Origin of the sequence: Sunxiuqinia elliptica, from assembly GCF_900113005.1 — a bacterium.
In the GTDB taxonomy this organism is placed as follows: Bacteria; Bacteroidota; Bacteroidia; order Bacteroidales; family Prolixibacteraceae; genus Sunxiuqinia; species Sunxiuqinia elliptica.
In genome coordinates this window covers 511,123-530,676 of the sequence record NZ_FONW01000002.1, presented here as the reverse complement: position 1 = coordinate 530,676, position 19,554 = coordinate 511,123, and the positions used below count along the sequence as shown (strand labels likewise).

General features: G+C 42.4%; 11 protein-coding genes. 6 read left to right on the top strand and 5 right to left on the bottom strand.

The window, feature by feature from the left end:
• Nucleotide 1: 1 nt before the first annotated feature.
• The 4 genes from BM156_RS06870 to BM156_RS06855 all read left to right on the top strand — a co-directional run bounded on the left by BM156_RS06870 (nucleotide 2) and on the right by BM156_RS06855 (nucleotide 6,266).
• Nucleotides 2-1,441 (top strand): NAD(P)(+) transhydrogenase (Re/Si-specific) subunit beta, encoded by a 1,440-nt coding sequence (locus BM156_RS06870; protein ID WP_244525717.1) that lies wholly within the window; start codon nucleotides 2-4, stop codon nucleotides 1,439-1,441.
• A 309-nt stretch (nucleotides 1,442-1,750) separates the two neighbouring features.
• Complete coding sequence (locus BM156_RS06865) at nucleotides 1,751-3,634, top strand: S9 family peptidase (protein ID WP_093919095.1); 1,884 nt, start codon at nucleotides 1,751-1,753, stop codon at nucleotides 3,632-3,634.
• A gap of 398 nt (nucleotides 3,635-4,032) precedes the next feature.
• A complete protein-coding gene (locus BM156_RS06860) occupies nucleotides 4,033-5,109 on the top strand; it encodes an alanine racemase (RefSeq protein WP_093919094.1) in 1,077 nt (358 codons plus the stop codon).
• A gap of 179 nt (nucleotides 5,110-5,288) precedes the next feature.
• The gene (locus BM156_RS06855) at nucleotides 5,289-6,266 is read left to right on the top strand and encodes a c-type cytochrome (RefSeq protein WP_093919093.1); all 978 of its coding nucleotides are present in this window, start codon (nucleotides 5,289-5,291) and stop codon (nucleotides 6,264-6,266) included.
• Nucleotides 6,267-6,348: 82 nt separating this feature from the next.
• On the opposite strand, the gene BM156_RS06850 is transcribed toward BM156_RS06855, so the two are convergent.
• From BM156_RS06850 to BM156_RS06840, 3 genes are all read right to left on the bottom strand, one after another.
• Nucleotides 6,349-7,815 carry an aminoacyl-histidine dipeptidase gene (locus BM156_RS06850; protein WP_093919092.1) on the bottom strand — a complete coding sequence of 489 codons (1,467 nt, stop codon included), beginning with the start codon at nucleotides 7,813-7,815 and terminating at the stop codon, nucleotides 6,349-6,351.
• Between the two features lie 399 nt (nucleotides 7,816-8,214).
• Nucleotides 8,215-9,318, bottom strand: a complete 1,104-nt coding sequence (locus BM156_RS06845; protein WP_093919091.1) for a DUF4831 family protein — start codon at nucleotides 9,316-9,318, stop codon at nucleotides 8,215-8,217.
• A 125-nt stretch (nucleotides 9,319-9,443) separates the two neighbouring features.
• Nucleotides 9,444-10,955, bottom strand: coding sequence for an NAD(P)H-hydrate dehydratase (locus tag BM156_RS06840; RefSeq protein ID WP_093919090.1), 1,512 nt, complete (start codon nucleotides 10,953-10,955; stop codon nucleotides 9,444-9,446).
• A gap of 87 nt (nucleotides 10,956-11,042) precedes the next feature.
• Between BM156_RS06840 and BM156_RS06835 the strand changes: the two genes are divergently transcribed.
• Both BM156_RS06835 and BM156_RS06830 read left to right on the top strand, forming a co-directional pair.
• On the top strand, nucleotides 11,043-12,644 hold the full coding sequence (locus tag BM156_RS06835; RefSeq protein ID WP_243745374.1) for a peptide MFS transporter: 1,602 nt from the start codon (nucleotides 11,043-11,045) through the stop codon (nucleotides 12,642-12,644).
• A 282-nt stretch (nucleotides 12,645-12,926) separates the two neighbouring features.
• Nucleotides 12,927-14,636, top strand: a complete 1,710-nt coding sequence (locus BM156_RS06830) for a peptide MFS transporter (protein WP_093919089.1) — start codon at nucleotides 12,927-12,929, stop codon at nucleotides 14,634-14,636.
• A gap of 195 nt (nucleotides 14,637-14,831) precedes the next feature.
• On the opposite strand, the gene BM156_RS06825 is transcribed toward BM156_RS06830, so the two are convergent.
• Nucleotides 14,832-15,776, bottom strand: a complete 945-nt coding sequence (locus tag BM156_RS06825; protein ID WP_093919088.1) for a putative 2-dehydropantoate 2-reductase — start codon at nucleotides 15,774-15,776, stop codon at nucleotides 14,832-14,834.
• A gap of 152 nt (nucleotides 15,777-15,928) precedes the next feature.
• Complete coding sequence (locus tag BM156_RS06820; RefSeq protein WP_093919087.1) at nucleotides 15,929-19,396, bottom strand: PPi-type phosphoenolpyruvate carboxykinase family protein; 3,468 nt, start codon at nucleotides 19,394-19,396, stop codon at nucleotides 15,929-15,931.
• Between the last annotated feature and the right edge of the window lie 158 nt (nucleotides 19,397-19,554).

Below are 19,554 nucleotides of genomic sequence, written 5' to 3'. Positions count from 1 at the left end.
TATGGATAGCGTACTTGGAACACTCAACGGAATAGACTTTACGATTGGGGAAACCCTATTGGAACTCAGCTACCTCCTTGCCGCCCTGCTTTTTGTTATAGGGCTAAAACTCCTAAGCCACCCCGAAAGCGCACGTCGAGGGAATTTTTATGCGGCCAGTGGGATGCTGCTGGCCATGGCAACCACCCTCTTGCTACATAAAAACGATTCAGGAGCAGGCATCCCTTTAGCCAATGTTTGGATCATCATGGCTGCCATTGGTGTGGGCTCGGCCATTGGATGGGTTATTGCCCGCAAAATAAAAATGACGGCCATGCCCCAACTGGTGTCGTTTTACAATGCAACCGGAGGTGCTGCCTCTGCCTTGGTTGCCCTGCTTGAATTCCCGAATGCCGATATGAGTAACTGGGGCTCGGTCTTAGTCACCCTTCTGGGGCTAATTATCGGAAGCATTGCTTTCAGCGGAAGTATGATTGCCTATGGAAAATTGGATGGTAAAGTCAAAGACATACGCGCAAGCTACATGAGCTTTGTCAACCTCATTCTTTTGGGAGGCACACTAGCTCTCGCCTTATTCATCCTACTTTCAGGGCAAACTCCGGCACAACTCAACTGGGCCATTTACCTGTTATTGGCCATTTCATTGTTATACGGAGTTCTTTTCGTTATGCCGATTGGCGGTGCCGATATGCCTGTTGTTATTTCCCTTCTTAATAGTTTCACAGGAATAGCAGCTGCCATGGCCGGCTTTATTTATAACAACCAAGCCATGATTCTGGGAGGGATTCTGGTGGGTGCAGCCGGAAGTATCTTAACCTTGCTTATGTGTAAAGCAATGAATCGGTCCTTGCTCAATGTCATCATTGGAGCTTTTGGAGGAAGCAGTTCTTCGGGGACCGGAGAAGAAGGCACCATGAAAGAAATGACCATGAGCGATGCCTCTGTTTTGCTGGCTTATTCACAAAATGTCGTTATCATCCCAGGCTATGGCCTAGCCGTTGCCCAAGCCCAGCATGTCTGTCATGAATTGGATGAACTGCTAAGCTCAAAAGGAGTCAATGTGCGTTATGCGATTCATCCGGTTGCCGGTCGTATGCCCGGACACATGAATGTGTTGTTGGCCGAGGCCGATGTGCCTTACGACAAGCTGATTGAAATGGCAGACATCAATCCCGACATGCCCAATACCGATGTTTCGGTCGTCATTGGTGCAAACGATGTCGTCAACCCTGCTGCCCTCAATGATCCGTCCAGTCCGATTGCCGGAATGCCCATTATAAAAGCACACGAATCGAAAAACATCATTGTGATGAAACGCGGACGAGGCAAGGGATATGCAGGGATCGAAAACAGCCTGTTCTTTGATGATAAAACACGTTTGTTGTTTGGAAATGCAAAAGACACCTTACAAACACTAGTCAACGAAATAAAGAGTTTATAACTTCTTTTATAAGTCATCGAAATAGCACCAAAATTGGTGCTATTTCTTTTCTGATCCTCTTTAGATTTCTAGTATCAGAGTCTACGATCTCGTCAAAAAACATGTCCTATAAAACACAACCCCCCATTCCTTTAGTCCTGATAATTAACTATTTTAGTTAACTGTAATCCTAAAAGACTCCAGCGGCAAGCAATTTTCAAAATCAACGGGAAGGAACGAGCAGAAAGGATTGCCTCATAAACTTAACCAAAATGCTGTTCCTAAAATTCAAATCCAAAACTCCCTTTAACTAATAAAAAGTAAAACACTATGAGAAAACTAGTCTTTCTGTTACCGGCCTTGTTTCTGTTGGCCTGCACACAAACACCGGAAAAGCATGTTCCCAAACAGTACTCCATTGAGCAATTCTATAAAAATACGCGTATCGGAGGAGGTGCTTTTTCTAATGATGAAACAAAGTTGCTGGTAAGCAGTGATGAATCAGGTATCTTCAATGTTTACGAAATCACCATTGCTGATGGCAGCAAACAACAAATCACTCACTCTGAAGAAGAATCGTTTTTTGCCAGCGACTATGTTCCAACAACCGGGGAAATTATCTACTCGGCCGATAAAGGAGGCAATGAAATTGACCATCTTTACCTGTTAAAAAGCGATGGGAGCACGGTTGATCTAACACCAGGCGAGAACGAAAAAGCACAGTTTGCCGGATGGAGCGATGACGACCAGTATCTGTACTATGTGTCAAACAAGAGAGATCCGAAGTTTTTCGATTTCTACAAAATGGACACTGAAAACTGGGAAGCTGAAATGATCTACCAAAACGATGAAGGCCTCAACATTTCGGGAATTTCTCACAATGAAAGATTATTTGGACTAAACCAAACAATCACCACCAGTGAAAGCAAACTGTTCCTTTACAACCGCGACACAGAAAAAACAATCGAGATATCTGACGAACCAGGACAATACAGTAGTTCCGGTTTCAGTAAAGATGACAACTTCTTTTTCTACATCACCAACGCTGGAAAAGAGTTTGCCTATTTGATGCAATACGAAATTGCAACCGGGAAAAAGACAGCACTCTTTGAAACCAATTGGGATGTAATGTACAGTTACCTCAGCGAAAATGAGAAATTCAGGGTAATAGCCATAAATGAAGATGGTAAGAACACCTTACTTGTAAAAAACAACGCCACCAACGAACAAGTTGATTTTCCTGAAATTCCAGACGGCAACATTGTTGCTGTAGGTTTTTCAGACAGTGAAGAATTGTTGCGCTTAACCATCGGAACCTCCAAAGCTCCCAACAACATTTATGTCTATAATTTCGAAACGAAAGAATTAAAGAAGCTAACAGAAACACGCAATCCTGAAATTGATCCTCAAGACTTGGTTTCAGCCGAAGTCGTTCGCTTTTCATCTTTTGATGGAACTGAAATTCCAGCAATTTATTACAAACCTTTAATGGCTACAGAGAACAATCAGGTTCCGGCATTGGTGTGGGTTCATGGTGGTCCAGGCGGCCAATCGCGCACGGGCTACTTCGCATTAATCCAATACTTGGTGAATCACGGCTATGCAATTTTGGCGGTCAATAACCGCGGAAGTAGTGGCTACGGAAAAACCTTCTATAAGATGGACGATCGAAATCATGGCGATAAAGACCTGAAAGATTGCATTTGGGGTAAAAAATGGCTTCAAGAGCAGAAATATATCGATGCTGAAAAAATAGGAATCATCGGTGGTAGTTATGGCGGCTATATGACCATGGCGGCTATGGCATTCACCCCCGACGAATTTAAAGTGGGCGTTAACATCTTCGGAGTAACCAATTGGCTGCGTACGTTGAAATCCATTCCTCCTTATTGGGAATCATTCCGTCAGGCTTTATACACTGAATTGGGAGATCCATTCACCGAAGACTCGGTGCGTTTATATAATATCTCTCCGCTCTTCCATGCCGAAAATGTAAAAAATCCTGTCATGGTTCTGCAAGGAGCCAATGATCCTCGGGTTTTGCAAATCGAATCAGACGAGATGGTTGAAGCCATAAAAGCCAATAATGTGCCCGTAGAATACGTGATCTTCCCTGACGAAGGACATGGCTTTATTAAGAAGGAGAATGAGATAAAAGGTTATAGTGACATTTTGAACTTCCTGAACAAATACCTAAAAGGAACAACTGAATAAAGCACGAGTTAAGCCGATTTTTAGAAAGAGTGATGGTTCTTCCATTGCTCTTTCATTTTTCAGATACTTCCTACACCAACTATTTTTTGAAAAAAATACGAACAATGCTCCATAATGGTTGTTTTCACATATGTCAGAACAAAAACAAAGATTAAAACAAGAATCTATGCTCGTTCCATTTACACACAACATTGCTATTGAAAGTTTAGAAAACCCTCCTACTTCATCCACTTTATAAGTACAATTAGAAAATATTTTTCCGAACACAAAAGAATCCCAAATCACAAAGTTCTAATATGTAAAATTACTTTCTACACAAACTATATTCAAAAAAGCAACAAACGCCCACAAAACGTTCAAACCCAAAAATCAAACAAAAACACACAATTAGTTTAGTTATGGCTTACATCACATTAGATACTCAAAAACTAAAAAAGAACTACGACTACTTAGAAAAGCTACTTTCAAAAAACGGAATAACCTGGGCTGTTGTCTCCAAACTCTTGTGCGGCAATAAAACCTATCTTGAAGAGGTGATAAAACTTGGAATCAAACAACTCTGTGACTCTCGTGTTTCCAACCTTAAGGTTATCAAATCCATTTCAGACCAAGTAGAGACGGTTTATATCAAACCACCACCAAAACACTCCATTGATGAAATCGTGAAATATGCCGACATTAGTTTCAACACCGAAAGACACACCATCGAACTCCTTTCAAAAGAGGCTAAAAAACAAGGAAAAACACACAAAATTATCATCATGATTGAAACTGGAGAACTCCGGGAAGGTGTTCTTCAAGAAGAATTTTTGGACTTTTATGATGCTGTTTTTAAGCTACCAAACATTGAAGTAGTTGGCATAGGAACAAATTTAACCTGCATGTACGGGATTTTGCCCAGTCACGATAAACTGGTTCAACTCTGTCTTTATGAGCAGCTTATCGAAGCCAAGTTTAACAAAGAGATTGAATACGTTTCTGGTGGCGCTTCAGTAACAGTTCCGCTCATTTTTCAAGGTCTTCTCCCCAAGGGAATTAACCATTTCCGTATTGGCGAAACCTTCTTTTTGGGGACCGATGTTTACAACAATGTCACCTTTGACCAAATGGAAAACAACGCCTTTCAACTTCATGCTGAAATTATTGAATTAACAGAAAAGCGGATGCGTCCAATTGGCGAACTCGGCAAAAATCTCCTTGGGGAAACCATCATTTTTGAAGATTCCGACTTATCTGAAACCTCTAACCGGGCTTTGATTGATCTCGGACTTTTAGACATTGATGAAAAGCACATCAAACTAAAAAACAAGAACTTGAAAATTGTTGGTGCTTCATCAGACATGCTTGTGGTTGACCTTGGTGAGAACAAGGAAAACTACCAGGTTGGTTCGCTATTGGAATTTGAAATGGATTACATGGGCGTTCTGCGCATTATGAACTCCAAATACATTGAGAAACGTATAAAATCGAACTAGGACGTTTTGGCAAATTGTGCTCCTTTCGAAACACAATTTTCTAAAAACAAGAAAACGAAGTTGTTAAGCTGTTGACAAACACTAAGAATAAGACATGCAGGTATTTATTTATTAACTATTTTTAATCACGCGGATCATTCGCTATCGTTCTAAATGATAATTGATTAAAAGTTCCCTGTATGAAAAGAAAAGTGATTCGGATTTTGGCTTATGGTGTAGGCTTCTTCGTATTAGTTATTGCTCTTGTTCTCTCGTATATCAAAGTAATGCTCCCCAATGTAGGCGAAGCTCCAACGATAACTGTGGAAATTACAGATGAACGCCTACAACGAGGAGAATACCTGGCCAATCATGTTATGGTTTGCATGGATTGTCACTCTGAGCGAGACTACAGCATTTTTACGGCTCCAATGGTTGCTGGCACCGAAGGACAAGGAGGCGAGCTTTTTGACCAAAACCTGGGATTTCCCGGACGCTACATTTCTCCCAACATCACTCCTGCGAAACTAGGGAACTGGACAGATGGCGAAATCTTCCGAGCGGTAACATCCGGTGTAGCTAAAGATGGTCGGGCCTTATTTCCCATTATGCCTCACCCCAACTACGGAAAGCTAGACAAGGAGGACATTTATGCAGTCATTGCTTATATCCGATCACTCAAACCTATTAAACATGAAACTGAAGCCTCGGCATCTGATTTCCCAATGAATCTCATTATCAATACGATCCCCAAAGAAGCACAACTCAGCACTCGCCCTGCAGAAACGGACCTGATCAACTACGGGAAATACCTGGTAACAGCGGCCTCTTGTAATGATTGCCATACCCGACAGGAAAAAGGTCAATTTGTAGGGCAACCCTTTGCCGGAGGTATGGAGTTCAAATTTCCGGACGGAGCAATTTTGCGCTCGGCAAATATCACACCTCATGAAACCGGCATAGGCAGTTGGAACGAAGAACAATTCATTCAACGTTTCAAAGCGTTCTCCAAATCCGATTACACTCCTCATCGTGTTCCGCCTGGAGAATTTCAAACGCTGATGCCCTGGACCTTCTACGCTGAAATGAAAACCGAGGATTTAAAAGCGATTTATGCCTATTTGAAAACTTTAGAACCCGTTGATCAAACGGTTACTTTATTCACTCCGGCGCAATAAAACCGAAAGGGAAAAGCACATCTTAACAAAAAGAAAAGAGGCTGACAAACCGCCAGCCTCTTCAACTATTCTTTTGAAAATCTTATTTCGTTGGAATGTTTTCCAAGGTTTCAACCAAGAAATCCCAAAATTTCTTAACCGTTTCAATATTTACTTTCTCGTCTGGAGAGTGAGGGAAACGAATCGTTGGACCAAAAGAAATCATATCCCAGTTCGGATAAGTTCCTCCTAAAATGCCACACTCCAAACCAGCGTGAATCGCTTTTACCTGAGGGATTTTACCATACTTCCCTTCATAAATGCCCTGCATTGTTTTTAAAATTGGAGAGTCCATATTGGGTTGCCAGCCAGGATAGGCTCCTGAAAACTTCACCTCGGCACCTGCTAAACGAAATACGGCATCAATGCTTCGTCCCAAGTCAGCTTTTGCCGAATCAACAGAACTTCTCATCAAACAAGCGATCGAAATGGTTTTCCCTTCATTTTCGGACTTCACACTAGCCAGATTCACCGAAGTTTCAACCAATCCCGGCATGCTGTCACTCATTCGAATAACGCCGTTTGGACAAGCAAGGATCGCTTGCGTCAACCGCACCTGAGTCAATTCATCAATTAACTCAGCCGGCAAGTCTGTTGAAGTCAGGCTTAATTGCATGTCAGGCTCCGTTTTTGCCAACTCATTTTTTGCAAGAGCAAATTCAGCATCCATCAACGCCTTCAGTTGTTCAACTTTTGCTTCTTCGACCACTAAAATACCAAAGGCCTCACGCGGAATAGCATTGCGTAAGCTACCGCCATTAACTGAAGCCAACCGCACGCCCGTCTCAGGATAAGCAACCTGTAATAAACGGAAGAATAACTTGTTGGCATTCCCTCGTTGCAAAATAATATCCATTCCGGAGTGCCCCCCTTTTAGCCCGGTAATTGCCAATTCCAACGCCACCATACCGTCCGGTACGTTTTCTTCGGCATAAGTAAAGCGTAAATTAGCATCCTCGCCTCCGGCACAACCGACGTACAACTCACCTTCATCTTCAGAGTCGGTGTTCAACAAAATATCCCCTTGAAGCACGCCAGGTTTTAAGCCTTCTGCTCCATCCATTCCGGTTTCTTCAGTTGCTGTAAACAGCGCTTCAATGGGGCCGTGCTTCAGATTATCTGAAGCCAACACGGCCATTGCTGCAGAAGCGCCAATACCATTGTCTGCTCCCAAAGTTGTGCCGTTGGCTGTTACCCAATCGCCATCAATATAAGCTTCAATTGGATCCTTGGTAAAGTCATGTTCTTTATCGCTATTTTTTTGAGGAACCATATCCAAGTGCCCTTGCAAAATAACACCTTTACGATTCTCCATGCCCGGCGTTGCAGGTTTCTTAATAATGATGTTTCCCACTTCATCTTTCAGGGTTTCCAACCCCAGCTCTTTTCCGAAATTATATACAAACTCCTGAACCTTTTCTTCATGGTTCGATGGACGTGGTATTTGCGTTAGTTGATAGAAATACTTCCAAAGTAGTTTGGGCTCCAGGTCAACAATTACCTTACTCATAATTCTCTATTTTTTGATTGTCGCGATCCCTGGTTGCCCCCCTTTTATCGCGATGATTCAAAGAAAGAGCTTTAAGGTATCGATACAATAACTGTGAATAAACTTATTTTTAAACAGTATACACGAATTGCTTAAAATTACAATTAAATGGGCAAACTTGTTCTGAAATTTATCAGTTACTAAACTTAAACATGATGGCTGCACCAATCAGGCGATAGGCAAACTTTCACTCAAAGGATCGATACTACTCGGCATGGCCGCCAATCCACCAGACTCATCAAAGCTTTTGAATAAAACATTTCCGACCAATTGTCTCGATAACAAAAAAGCCCTGTACCATCGAGGCACAGAGCTTTCCATTCTATTCTTTGATCTGGCTACCAAGTAGCCCCTTTATTTTCATTGTTCTACAACGCTTTTTATTGCGCCAGTTTTAGGATGGAAGCTAATCCGGAAGCTACCATCAAGTAAACTTTCAGGCATAGAGGCAACCGTACCAAACTGAGCAATTGTAGCTCGACTAACTGCCATGATATTCATCCCATTCATCACCTTTACTTCGGCTTTTCCTGGCATGCGATAGAAAACCCCACTTGCTCCTGATCCGGCACTTGCTATAGCTTTCATTCGATCTTGAGCAGCTGTCAAATTCTCCAACTTCTTCAAATCGATCACAATTGGTTTTCCACTCAAGTCCGTTTTGGGCAATACCCCTTTGTTTTCAGAAAAACGGAAGGCAACTTCACCGGAGACTGATTTTTCTCCCGGAATAAAGTCAAAACTATAATCAAATGTCTTCTTGTAAGTTTTTCCAACAAACAAACCAACATATTCTTCTTCCAGTTTATCCAACTCTTCAACCATTAATTTGTAAGCACGTCCATCTGGCAACTGCTCTTCGTAAGCATTTGCCAACGATTTAAAACGACGCTTCCGCAACTTGGTAATGGTATGAGCTGCTTCCTGTGCTTTTGCTTCGAGCGACTTTGTAACAATGGCATTATTCGTTGTTGAATCGCCGCGCTCATAGAAAGGATTTAGCGATAAATCCAAAAATGGAAAATCCGGAGTTTTAGTATCGCCAAGGAAGGTAGATACCGAATAGGCTTCATCTTCAAATGTAACTTCCTGGTTAATTCCAGCCAATACGCCCGACTCCGTCAAGCTAAGCAAAGCAGCTGGCCCTCCCATGGCTTTATACACCTGATCAGGGTCTGGTTCGCTAAAAGTCTCAATCTGAATGTCAGTAATTGTCCAACGCTCATAATCCAGTGCTGGTGCATTTTTGATTCCCAGCAAAGCCTCTGCATATTGAAAATACGGACCGTGAAAGAACTTCTCTTGTTTCGCCTTCACATGAACCCGAATTCCGGTACGTGGTAAACTGTATATTACTCCTTCCGATGGAACGACCCCAGCCTCATCATCCTTTCGCTTATCATTTCTCTGAGCAAAAACAGAGGAGGTGACCAATAACAAGGCCAATATCAAATATGTTCTCATTTGTTTAATCGATTTAAATTGAAGTCAAAAATAATCAAACTCACTTCAATTGTAAAAGCAAGTTTCAAAATTTCCATATTTTACTGCTTTTCTACTTAAATTATATAACAGTCAAAGGTGCTGTTTTATTTCCTCAAAGACAAAAAAGCCTTCCCCAACGACTGGATCACATCGCTTGCAATCAAGGCATGATAACCACTCCTCTCAGCTGCTAAATCGCCAGCAACACCATGAATCCAAACGCCCAACAAGGCGGCATCAAGTGGTTCGTATGCCTGCGCCAACAAACCTAAAATGATCCCCGTCAATACATCTCCGCTTCCGGCAGTGGCCATTCCCGGATTACCGGTGTTGTTGAAATACACCATCCCGTCAGGAGTAGCAATGCTGGTGTGTGCCCCTTTCAATACCACATACACTTGATATTCCCGAGCAAAATCACGCTGCCGTTGCAAACGGGTATAAGAATTGGACGACTCCCCCACTAAGCGCTCAAATTCTTTCGGATGAGGTGTTAAAATAGCTTCTACAGGTAAAAGCTTCAACCACTCCGGATGCATCGATAAAATATTCAAAGCATCAGCATCCAGAACAATTTTTCCGGGCTTAGCCTCCAGCAACTGTTTTAATGCCCGACGCGAATTCGGTTTAACCCCCAGAGCAGGGCCAATGCCAATAGCCGAAAAGTGATCGAGCGGAGGAAATTCAGTAAACATCAAATCCGAAGGATCGATGGAACACATGGCTTCAGGCAAAGCCGTTTGCATAATAGGATAACCTGAATGAGGTAAATGAGCAGTCAACAGCCCAACTCCAGACCGCAAGCAAGCATTGGCCGCCAAGACCGACGCTCCCATCTTGCCATACGAGCCAGCGATTAACAAAGCATGCCCAAAAGTTCCTTTGTGCGAAAATTTTGAACGACAAATCAGCTTTTGCTCTAATAAATCCGGTTCTAGCAAGCAATAAGGCGTTTCGGTTTCTTCTATCACTTGCGGATGCAATCCGATGGGAAGAACCTCCACTTTCCCCAACAATGCTTCATGTTCGGGGAAGAAGAAACTCAACTTTGGAAACTGCAAGGTCAAGGTATGCTCCGCTTTCACAATCCGGCTCCTATCATTTGTCGAATTATCTTCCCCCATCAAACCTGAAGGAATATCAATAGCCACAACCTTTGCCCCCGAAGCATTAACCCGTTCTACAATGGTTGCAGGCAAGCCGTCCAACATTCGGTTCAAACCAGAGCCAAACAAACCATCCAAAACAACATGTTCTTTTTCAATCACCGGAAGATCGTCTTCTGATGCGATCATTTGAACGAGCACTTTCCTTTGTTCTTTTAATCGAATCAAATTTTGAGCAGGAGCTCCTTTCAGTCCTTTTCCGAAGTCAAGAACAAACATTTCACACTGATAATCAAGGTCCGCCAATAGGCGAGCGACTGCTAGTGCATCTCCTCCATTATTGCCAGGGCCTGCAAAAAACATTAGTTTCTTTTCGTTGGAAATATTCTGAACGACCCAATTCGTCATTTGAAGCGAAGCTCGCTCCATCAAATCCAGATCTGATATGGGCTCTTGTTCAATAGTAAATTGATCTATAACAGCTATTTGTTGAGTTGAGAAGATTTTCATGGGCTTTTAATTTCTCTCTAAAATACAAAAACATTCTAAAAATCAGGACTGACTTCTTGTAATTGGACCGAGTCAAAATAGCAATAAATGCTGACTTTTCACCAAGTAAAAAAACAAAAAGATGCTATCTTTGCTCTTCACCAAAATTCAAATCAAATTATGTCAAGCAATAGAGATACAGCGTTCTTTGGACATCCCGCAGGGTTATCAACGCTATTTGCAACAGAGTTCTGGGAGCGCTTTAGTTATTATGGAATGAGAGGATTCTTCGTCCTCTTTTTGACGGCGGAATTAGCCAGCGGCGGTTTTGGGCTAGACAGAACGGCAGCCTATTCGATTTACGGGCTATTCACTTCGCTTGTGTATTTAACTCCGATTGCCGGAGGGATTATTGCTGACAAGATCTGGGGACAACGCTTTTCGATATATGTTGGTGCACTTATGATGGCATTTGGACAATTTGCCATGGCATTTGGTTCTTACTACGGTAAAGTTACACACACCGGAGAACTACACCACATACAGCAGTTTTTCCTATTTTCCGGCTTAGGCCTATTAATTTTAGGGAACGGATTCTTCAAACCGGTGATTTCAACAATGGTTGGAGGGCTCTACCAAAAAGGAGATAATGAGCGAGACAACGGCTTCACGATTTTCTATATGGGAATTAACCTTGGAGCCTTAGTCACTAACTTCATTGGAGGTACGTTGGCTGAAAAGATTGGCTGGCACTGGGGATTTGTTGCTGCTGGTACTGGAATGATTGCCTCTATCATTTGGTTGTTCCTTAAAGAAACAACAATAGAACAACGAGTTACAGGATACAGTATTGGATTACGCCCAAAAGATGACGGCAATATCAAAAAACGGCTGAGTAAAGCAGACTGGGGAAAAGTTGTTATTAATGCTTTGGCCATTAGCGGCGGAATCTTAGCAATTGTCTTTGGTATTTTGTCAGTTCCTAAAATTGTAACTGATATTATTGCTATTGGAGCCGCAATCGGTGGATTCGGGTACTTGGGATATACTATTTTCACCAATACAAACGGAAAAACGGAATGGAGCCGTGTCGGTGTGATTGTGGTCTTGGCCTTCTTCAATATTGCATTCTGGTCTGGATTTGAACAAGCTGGAACATCTTTTAACACCTTCGCAAAAGATATGACTGATCGCGTTGTGTTTGGTTGGGAAATTCCAGCATCTTGGTTCCAATCTGTAAACGCACTATTTATCGTAATCTTAGCTCCTATATTCACGATCGTCTGGGATAAGCTTTCAGCAAAGAAACTAAACCCGAGAACACCAAATAAATTTGGTTTCTCACTTGTCTTTTTGTCAATCGGATTCTTGATTATTGGTATTGCTAACGATAAAGCTGCCACTGGACTAGTAAGTCCGCTATGGCTTGTATTTGTTTACCTTTTACATACGATGGGAGAGCTTTGCATGTCTCCTGTTGGCCTATCAATGATCACCAAACTATCACCTCCCAAGATTACTTCTGTGATGATGGGAACATGGTTTGCATCAATTGCTTTAGGAAACTATCTTGCAGCTGCAATGACAGCCATCTGCCTTTGGTTAGGTCTTCCTACATTTTACTTTATTGCCATCTATTCGATTATTCTTGCAGGAGTCGCATTCTTAATTGCTCCAAAATTGAATAAGATGATGAAAGGAATCCACTAATCTTATAGCTAAGAGATTCATGTTTTCAGACAGAAAACGAATGGAGCTACAACGATCTAGCTGGCTCTTTCTCTAAAGCTGAAAAAGATGATGAAAGGAATCAAATAGAAAAATCTCATTATAAGAAACTTAAAAAACCGGCATCTTGTCCGGTTTTTTTTTACCTCAACGGGCATCCAATAAAAGCTCAAAAGAAATACTGGGGTTTTATCATTTTGATTAACTTACAAGCTCTTTATCATTGTAATCGAAGTGTATATACTAAATAGAAAAAATCAAATTATGGCGAAAAACAAACATCCTAAAGGATTAATGATTCTCTTTTTTACCGAGATGTGGGAGCGCTTTGGCTACTACCTCATGCTCGGAATCTTCACCCTTTACATGATTGCTCCCGAGACTGCAAAATTTGCTGGACTAGGCATGAGCAACATGGAAGCAGCCGATATTTACGGAACCTACCTGGCCTTAGTTTACCTCACGCCCTTCTTTGGAGGCTTGCTGGCTGACCGTTTTCTGGGTTACAGAAGATCCATCTATATCGGAGGCCTATTTATGGCAGCCGGCTACATTGGCTTGTCTATCCCCAATAGCATGATGGCTTTCTACATTTCCTTGCTACTTATCATTCTCGGAAATGGACTGTTCAAGCCCAACGTTTCCGTTTTATTGGGAAAACTATATGAAAAACCTGAGTATGAACATTTGAAAGATTCAGGGTACAACATCTTTTACATGGGAATTAACATTGGTGCCTTTGTTTGTAATTTCGTCGCTGCCTGGCTGCGTCTTTCTTATGGCTGGGGCTGGGCTTTTGCTGCTGCCGGAGTAGGCATGCTCATCGGTGTTCTTTGGTTTGCCTGGGGGAACTGGCGTGTTCCTGAGATTAAGGAAGCTGACAAAATCTCACCTAAACGGGAAAATGATCTTTCGCTGGCCCGTATATTCACCGTTTTGTTTTTACCAGCCTTTGCTGCCGCAGCCATTGGCTGGATTATTCCTAACAATATTTTTGGATCAGACTCGAACGATGCATTCATTTTCTTCTGTCTTCCGGTCCTTTATTTCTTCTTCAATACTTGGCGGACTGCTGACAAAACAGAGAAAGCTCCTATCGCCGCCTTACTTTCGATTTTTGGCGTTGTTATCATTTTCTGGGCGGTATTCCACCAAAATGGTTCAGCACTTACCTATTGGGCTAAAAATAACACCGATCGAGAACTAGGCCCTAAAATGGAAGTCGTAATTAATACGATTGCCAGCAGCGAAGAAGTGTCAACAGTTCCTCGCGAGCGTCAAATTACTGGCCTGCATGGCGAAAGTCTTGGAACAGAGCAAGGACCAAGCTATTACTTTGACAACTATACCGGCGAGCTTCCTCAAGGTAATCTTGATGGTAAGCCAGACGATATCACAGAGCAAGAATGGGCACAAATTAAAGATGGCTCAAAGAGCAGTTTCGGAAAACTGGTGTTGTGGCCAACCGAGCTTCAGGCTTCCATTAACCCGTTCTTTGTCGTTGTGCTAACACCATTGGTTGTTGCTTTCTTTGCCTTCCTTGGACGCCGAAGAAAAGAGCCATCAACTCCTGGCAAAATTGCCTGGGGGATGCTCATTTCAGCCGTATCCTGGCTAGTCATGGTTGCCGCAGCAGTCATGTCAGGCAATGGAGCAGACAAAGCTTCTGTTGCTTGGTTATTTGGCGTTTACGGTGTAATTACAGTTGGAGAGCTTTGTTTAAGTCCAATGGGCTTATCACTGGTATCAAAACTTGCTCCTCGCCGAATCGCCGCTTTGATGATGGGAGGTTGGTTCCTATCAACCGCTATTGGAAACAAGCTTTCCGGCGTACTTTCGGGTATGTGGGATTTGTTTGAAAAGAAATCCAATTTTTTCCTGACCAACGCCCTGCTAACGGCCGGTGCCTTCCTGATTATTCTACTCCTGCTACCGTGGTTAAAACGAGTTTACAATGAGCATGTGCATCATTAACAGATAAAAGAAAGAGGACTCAAAACGAGTCCTCTTTTATTTTTTGCCGCCTCTAAAACTTTCATTGAAATTCTTTGCAGTAGTATCGAGATAATCACTTCTCAATCTCCGTGGCGCTCTGTTATTTTTCTAGTTTTCACCCCCAGAGAACACTGTGTTTTTTTGCAACTTCTTCTATTTTAATCTGTCAACATTCTAACCTTCTGATACTCTAATCTTCCAATTTTCCATCTGGCTGGCGATGAACCGCAGCTGACTTTCAAGCATCGCTACTTTCTTCATCTCAAATCCGGCCTGACGGGCTGCTTGAACAGGTGACGTATAAATACTCTCAATCTCCATTGCCCTGCGGTTGTCAAAATCCAGCTTCATGCTTGGCGCATAGGGTGTCATCTTCTCTGTTGTCCGGATCATTTTATCCGCAAAATCGGGATCCAGATCGTAACCACAGTTCTTAGCTCCAAAGATCACCTCGTGCATCATTTCATGAGCCAACTCGCGGGTTTCTTTTTGCTTCATCAGTTGATCCGTCGTTGTATTCAGCACGACTGCTAAACCATTAAACGGCACATTCCAAACCAACTTCTGCCAACGGATGTACCCTAAGTTTTCAGCAAGCTGAGCAGGAACACCTGCTTGCTCAAAATCCTGCTGACATTGCTGCAGCAATTCATTTCCCGTAGAAGTGTGCAAGCCTAAAATCAACCGGCCCAAATCCAAGTGACTGACATGGCCTGGCCCAACTTTATGTGCGCAAATGAAGGCAATTCCTCCGGCAACACTTGCATGAGGAACTTCCTGAGCCAAGCGCTCCTCAATGCCCAAACCATTTTGAACCAGAATCACCAGGCTTTGCTCATCAATAATCGGGTCTAACAATTCTGGCAACAGATGATTACCCGTAGTTTTCATACAAACCAAAACAACATCGCACACCGGCATGTCCTGAGCGGAGTTGTAACAAGCAATTGGTTGAAGTAAAAAATCACCATCAACGGAGTCAACTTTCAATCCCTGCTCCTTGACGTGTTCAAAATCACTACGAAGTAAAAAATGAACATCATGCCCGGCTTTGGCTAGCTTTCCTCCATAAAATCCACCCAAGGCTCCTGTTCCTACAACACCATATTTTAGTTTCATAATCTGAAAATTGGTTCTTTAAAAATCAAAAGTAACATCGTATCAAACTTATTCATGACTTTAAACAAACTGCTAAACCAAAGCTTAACTAAAAGATTACACCATAAAAAAAGGAGTTCCGCAGAACTCCTTTCTAATCAATTCGTAATATTTTAATCGGCAATTGGTGATAAGGTATCAACACCAATTGTTCCTTGTAGACTATCAAGATAAGCTGAAGAGGAAACCTTTTTCAAGGTTCCTCGAGCTTCCGCCAAACGCTCAGGCAAACCTAAACGCACCGAAGTTTCAGCAAAATTTTGACGGCCAATCACCTCTTCCATGTACGCTACATTTTTGGTCCATTGAGCGATGTCGCGTTTTTGTTTCTCAATCAAACGCTCCTTGTACCAATCGCTATTCAGAACTGCATCACGCGTGAACATCGCCCGGAACTCCGGATCATTCCGATCCATTCCCTTGTAATTTCCTTCAGTCATTACATAAATCAAGGCTTTCAATGGAGGGCAAAGTTGATCAACCGTATTGTCCCGCAGGAATCCTTCTGCCACCCGTTTTTGAGTGATTGACAAGTTGTCGATTGAAGCAACAAAAGTTTCCATGTCCTGAGTTTCTGGACGCAGCATTTCCTCATTGAAAACAGCATCAGGCTTACTGAAAATACGTGCCATGAAGTGTGTTACAAACTTCAAGGTAATCCGGTATCCCAACAAACTGGCGTCAACCGGCTTTCCTTTGTAAACAAAGTTTTCAATTTTCTCCAGGTATCCATTCTTAATCAAGAATTCAGGATCCCGCTCCTCGACTGACATGCGGCACCAAATTTCAGGAACCAACAAGCTGATATCATGATCGACTTTGTATTTTGGTCCAACATAGCCTGCAGCCGATGAAAATCCATCGTAACCTGTCAAGATGTATGAAAGGAATGCGTTGTTCAAGTCAGAAGCCGGCAACAACGAGTTGAAAGGCCCTTTGGTTAATGCTCCCTCAGAACCGAAGCCAGTTGTTGAAGGTGATTTTCCAGTAATGCTACAGATAAAATCAATAAAAAGCTCTGGCAACTCTTGGTAATGAATCGGGTTATAAACAGCCAATGGAGGTACGTTATTTGCCGGTTCAGCCGGGTTATTACGTCTTCCTGGCAAGACCGCATTCACAGGCAGGTAAACAGCCTTATCCAAAGGAACTTTCCGGAAAATACGCGTTGTCACCTCCGCAACATACTTATTCACCGGATCAACCAGATCAGGGCGAATTTGTAAGTACCGTGGGTTTTTAGAAGGCTTTCCGTTAACCAAACGAGGCTCAGAAGGTACAACCAAATATTCTGGTTTATCACTTGACAGGAAGTTGTTGATCAAGTCCTTCACTGGTTGGGTGTACAATTCAAAACCGATAGCATCGTCCTTAATTTCCTGCACCTGCTTACGCGTTAAGGGTTCGAAGTTCGACAAGAAGGTATTTGGACTGGAAAGATCCTTTTCGCCCTGCTTGTCATACCCTTTAATTACACAGTCATCCGGACGCTGGAACAAGCGAGACTCACAGTTCTTCACAATCTTGACACTGCTGTTTCTGTATTCTGGATTCAGGTTTTCCAGTTTCTTCGCATCCAACACCACCGAGGCGGTGATATCATCCTCAAATTGCACTTTGCTCGATGGGTTGTAATCCTGACGAAGCAAGAAAATACGCCAGCTATTATCGGTGTCATGTCCTACACGCAAGTAGTTTGACAACAATTTATTATTTTGGAATTTCAACTCATTTCCAGGCACCCCATTGATTTTATCAACAGAAAAATATTTCCGCCAATCTTTATCCCAATCTTCGCTGTAATTTCCTTTGATTACATACACCAACACTTTAATTCGTTGTGGCAATGAGTTTACCCAATCGTTGTATTCTTCGGTATATTCTTCGGCTGGTGTCAGCAATTTGATTACCGATCCCAGCGATCTGCGGCGACTCAAAATATGGCGCGATTTATTAACTGAATAGTCTGCCGGAACTTTAAAACGTTTTGAGAAATCTTTTGACATGATTTCCTCAACGATATCCAGATCAGCGTTCAAGTCAGCTACGATTACGGATCCTTGAATCATGGCATCCTCAATCGATTTTGAGATCTCCGATTTTCCACCACCCGACACGGTACATGGCTTATGACAAAGCGTTCCCTCAGCAACGGTTCCCACCAAATGCCATTTCGGACCTTCAATCCGCTTTCTCATTTCAACCCGGTAACCATTGGGGTAAATGTAATGCTTGTATGGAAGCAGCTTAATCAGCTGCTCTTTATTCCCCTTATTCCATGTGATGGTTTGCTTCAACAGATCGAAACGCGAATCTTCCGGAATGTAAATAACATCGCGATATTGCTTATCAACAGCATAACCTTCTTCCCGCAGCTCAAGCATATCAGCAAATAAATACAGGAATGAGGCAAAAGTCAACCCGTTGGTTGGAAGCCTTTCATCCATGTAGCACTTTTCCCCCAGATTATAGCTTCTGAAAGCGATAGCACCTCCGGCGTGTTCCTCTTCAGCTAACCCATAAAGGTTGGCCGAATAGCCAATCATGGTTTTTACTTCTTTCTTGCAATACCCGTAATAGTTATCTGCAATTAATGTAACCGCAATTCCCTGCTCGGTACGAGCAGTAATTTTGAATGCCGTTCCATCGTTATATTTTTCGCCCTCTTCTGTCCAACACATGCCATCGCGTTTTTGGCGATCGGTCGCATTATCAAAATGAGGAAGGCCTAATTCTTTCTTCGTTAATTTGGTCAAATGAGGCGCTAAAATAACACATCCGCTATGTCCGGTCCAGTTGTCTGGCGAAAGCGCTGCATCATTCTCTGGCAAGAAAGGATCGCCAGCATTTCCAAAAATCGACTCCACAAAATCGAGGTTTGACACCAAACTACCTGGTGCGAGAAAACAGATTTCCATCGATTTTTCTTTCATCACACCCGGAACTTCAGGAACAACAATTGGACGAAGCATCAGCTTGACAAATAATTCAGCCTGCTTTTCCTGGTTAGCCGTAAATGGCAAACGCATCAGCTCTCGTGGCGGATTAAGAGCAGCTTGCAACAATTTGCAAAAGGTCACCTTGGGAACCGATTTTTTATCGTCGGGAATAGGTAACCCACCTTCACTAACATGGAAAACGCCTTTTGTTGTCCGGCGATCTTCTTTCGGATTATTCAACACTCCTTGAGCGGTACGGAAACTTTTAATAATATCTGTTTCATAATAATCGGCATCGCCGGGCATTGAAACAATCCGGGCCAATCCATGACGATCAAGAATGAATGGGTGTCCTGGAAAAGTAAACTGATTATTGCCAGGGACATCACTCAAAAAATCATTCAGAAAATCCTGAATCCGCTCTCCCATTGGCGAATTCTTTTTGGAAAGCAGCTGTGATTTAATATTATAATTATTCAACAATGGTCTGGCCATCTCCAAGAAATCGGTTTTAAGCCCCGGCATACATGTTGGATAACCATCAGCAGCTAATTTCAAGTTGATATATTGAATTTTCTTTTTAGCTGACACCTCAGGCTCATTGCTGTTAATGCCTATTCCAAAAGTTCTGTCTACTGTCATGATATTTGTTGTTTTTAAAAGGTTTTAAAAAACGAGATTGTGCGAACTTCGCGAATACTCCTTCAACTAATCCGACTACTTTCTCAATACGTTACTACACTCTTTATGTTCTCTGTAACAATCTTTCTTTTCTGTCCCTCATTTTATCCAAAATTAAT

Excerpts from the sequence above, each read along its gene's own strand:
- BM156_RS06835 (WP_243745374.1), top strand. The coding sequence starts at position 11,043 with ATGCTGACTTTTCACCAAGTAAAAAAACAAAAAGATGCTATCTTTGCT.
- BM156_RS06855 (WP_093919093.1), top strand. The coding sequence starts at position 5,289 with ATGAAAAGAAAAGTGATTCGGATTTTGGCTTATGGTGTAGGCTTCTTC.
- BM156_RS06830 (WP_093919089.1), top strand. The coding sequence starts at position 12,927 with ATGGCGAAAAACAAACATCCTAAAGGATTAATGATTCTCTTTTTTACC.
- BM156_RS06860 (WP_093919094.1), top strand. The coding sequence starts at position 4,033 with ATGGCTTACATCACATTAGATACTCAAAAACTAAAAAAGAACTACGAC.
- BM156_RS06825 (WP_093919088.1), bottom strand. The coding sequence starts at position 15,776 with ATGAAACTAAAATATGGTGTTGTAGGAACAGGAGCCTTGGGTGGATTT.
- BM156_RS06820 (WP_093919087.1), bottom strand. The coding sequence starts at position 19,396 with ATGACAGTAGACAGAACTTTTGGAATAGGCATTAACAGCAATGAGCCT.
- BM156_RS06870 (WP_244525717.1), top strand. The coding sequence starts at position 2 with ATGGATAGCGTACTTGGAACACTCAACGGAATAGACTTTACGATTGGG.
- BM156_RS06865 (WP_093919095.1), top strand. The coding sequence starts at position 1,751 with ATGAGAAAACTAGTCTTTCTGTTACCGGCCTTGTTTCTGTTGGCCTGC.
- BM156_RS06850 (WP_093919092.1), bottom strand. The coding sequence starts at position 7,815 with ATGAGTAAGGTAATTGTTGACCTGGAGCCCAAACTACTTTGGAAGTAT.
- BM156_RS06840 (WP_093919090.1), bottom strand. The coding sequence starts at position 10,955 with ATGAAAATCTTCTCAACTCAACAAATAGCTGTTATAGATCAATTTACT.
- BM156_RS06845 (WP_093919091.1), bottom strand. The coding sequence starts at position 9,318 with ATGAGAACATATTTGATATTGGCCTTGTTATTGGTCACCTCCTCTGTT.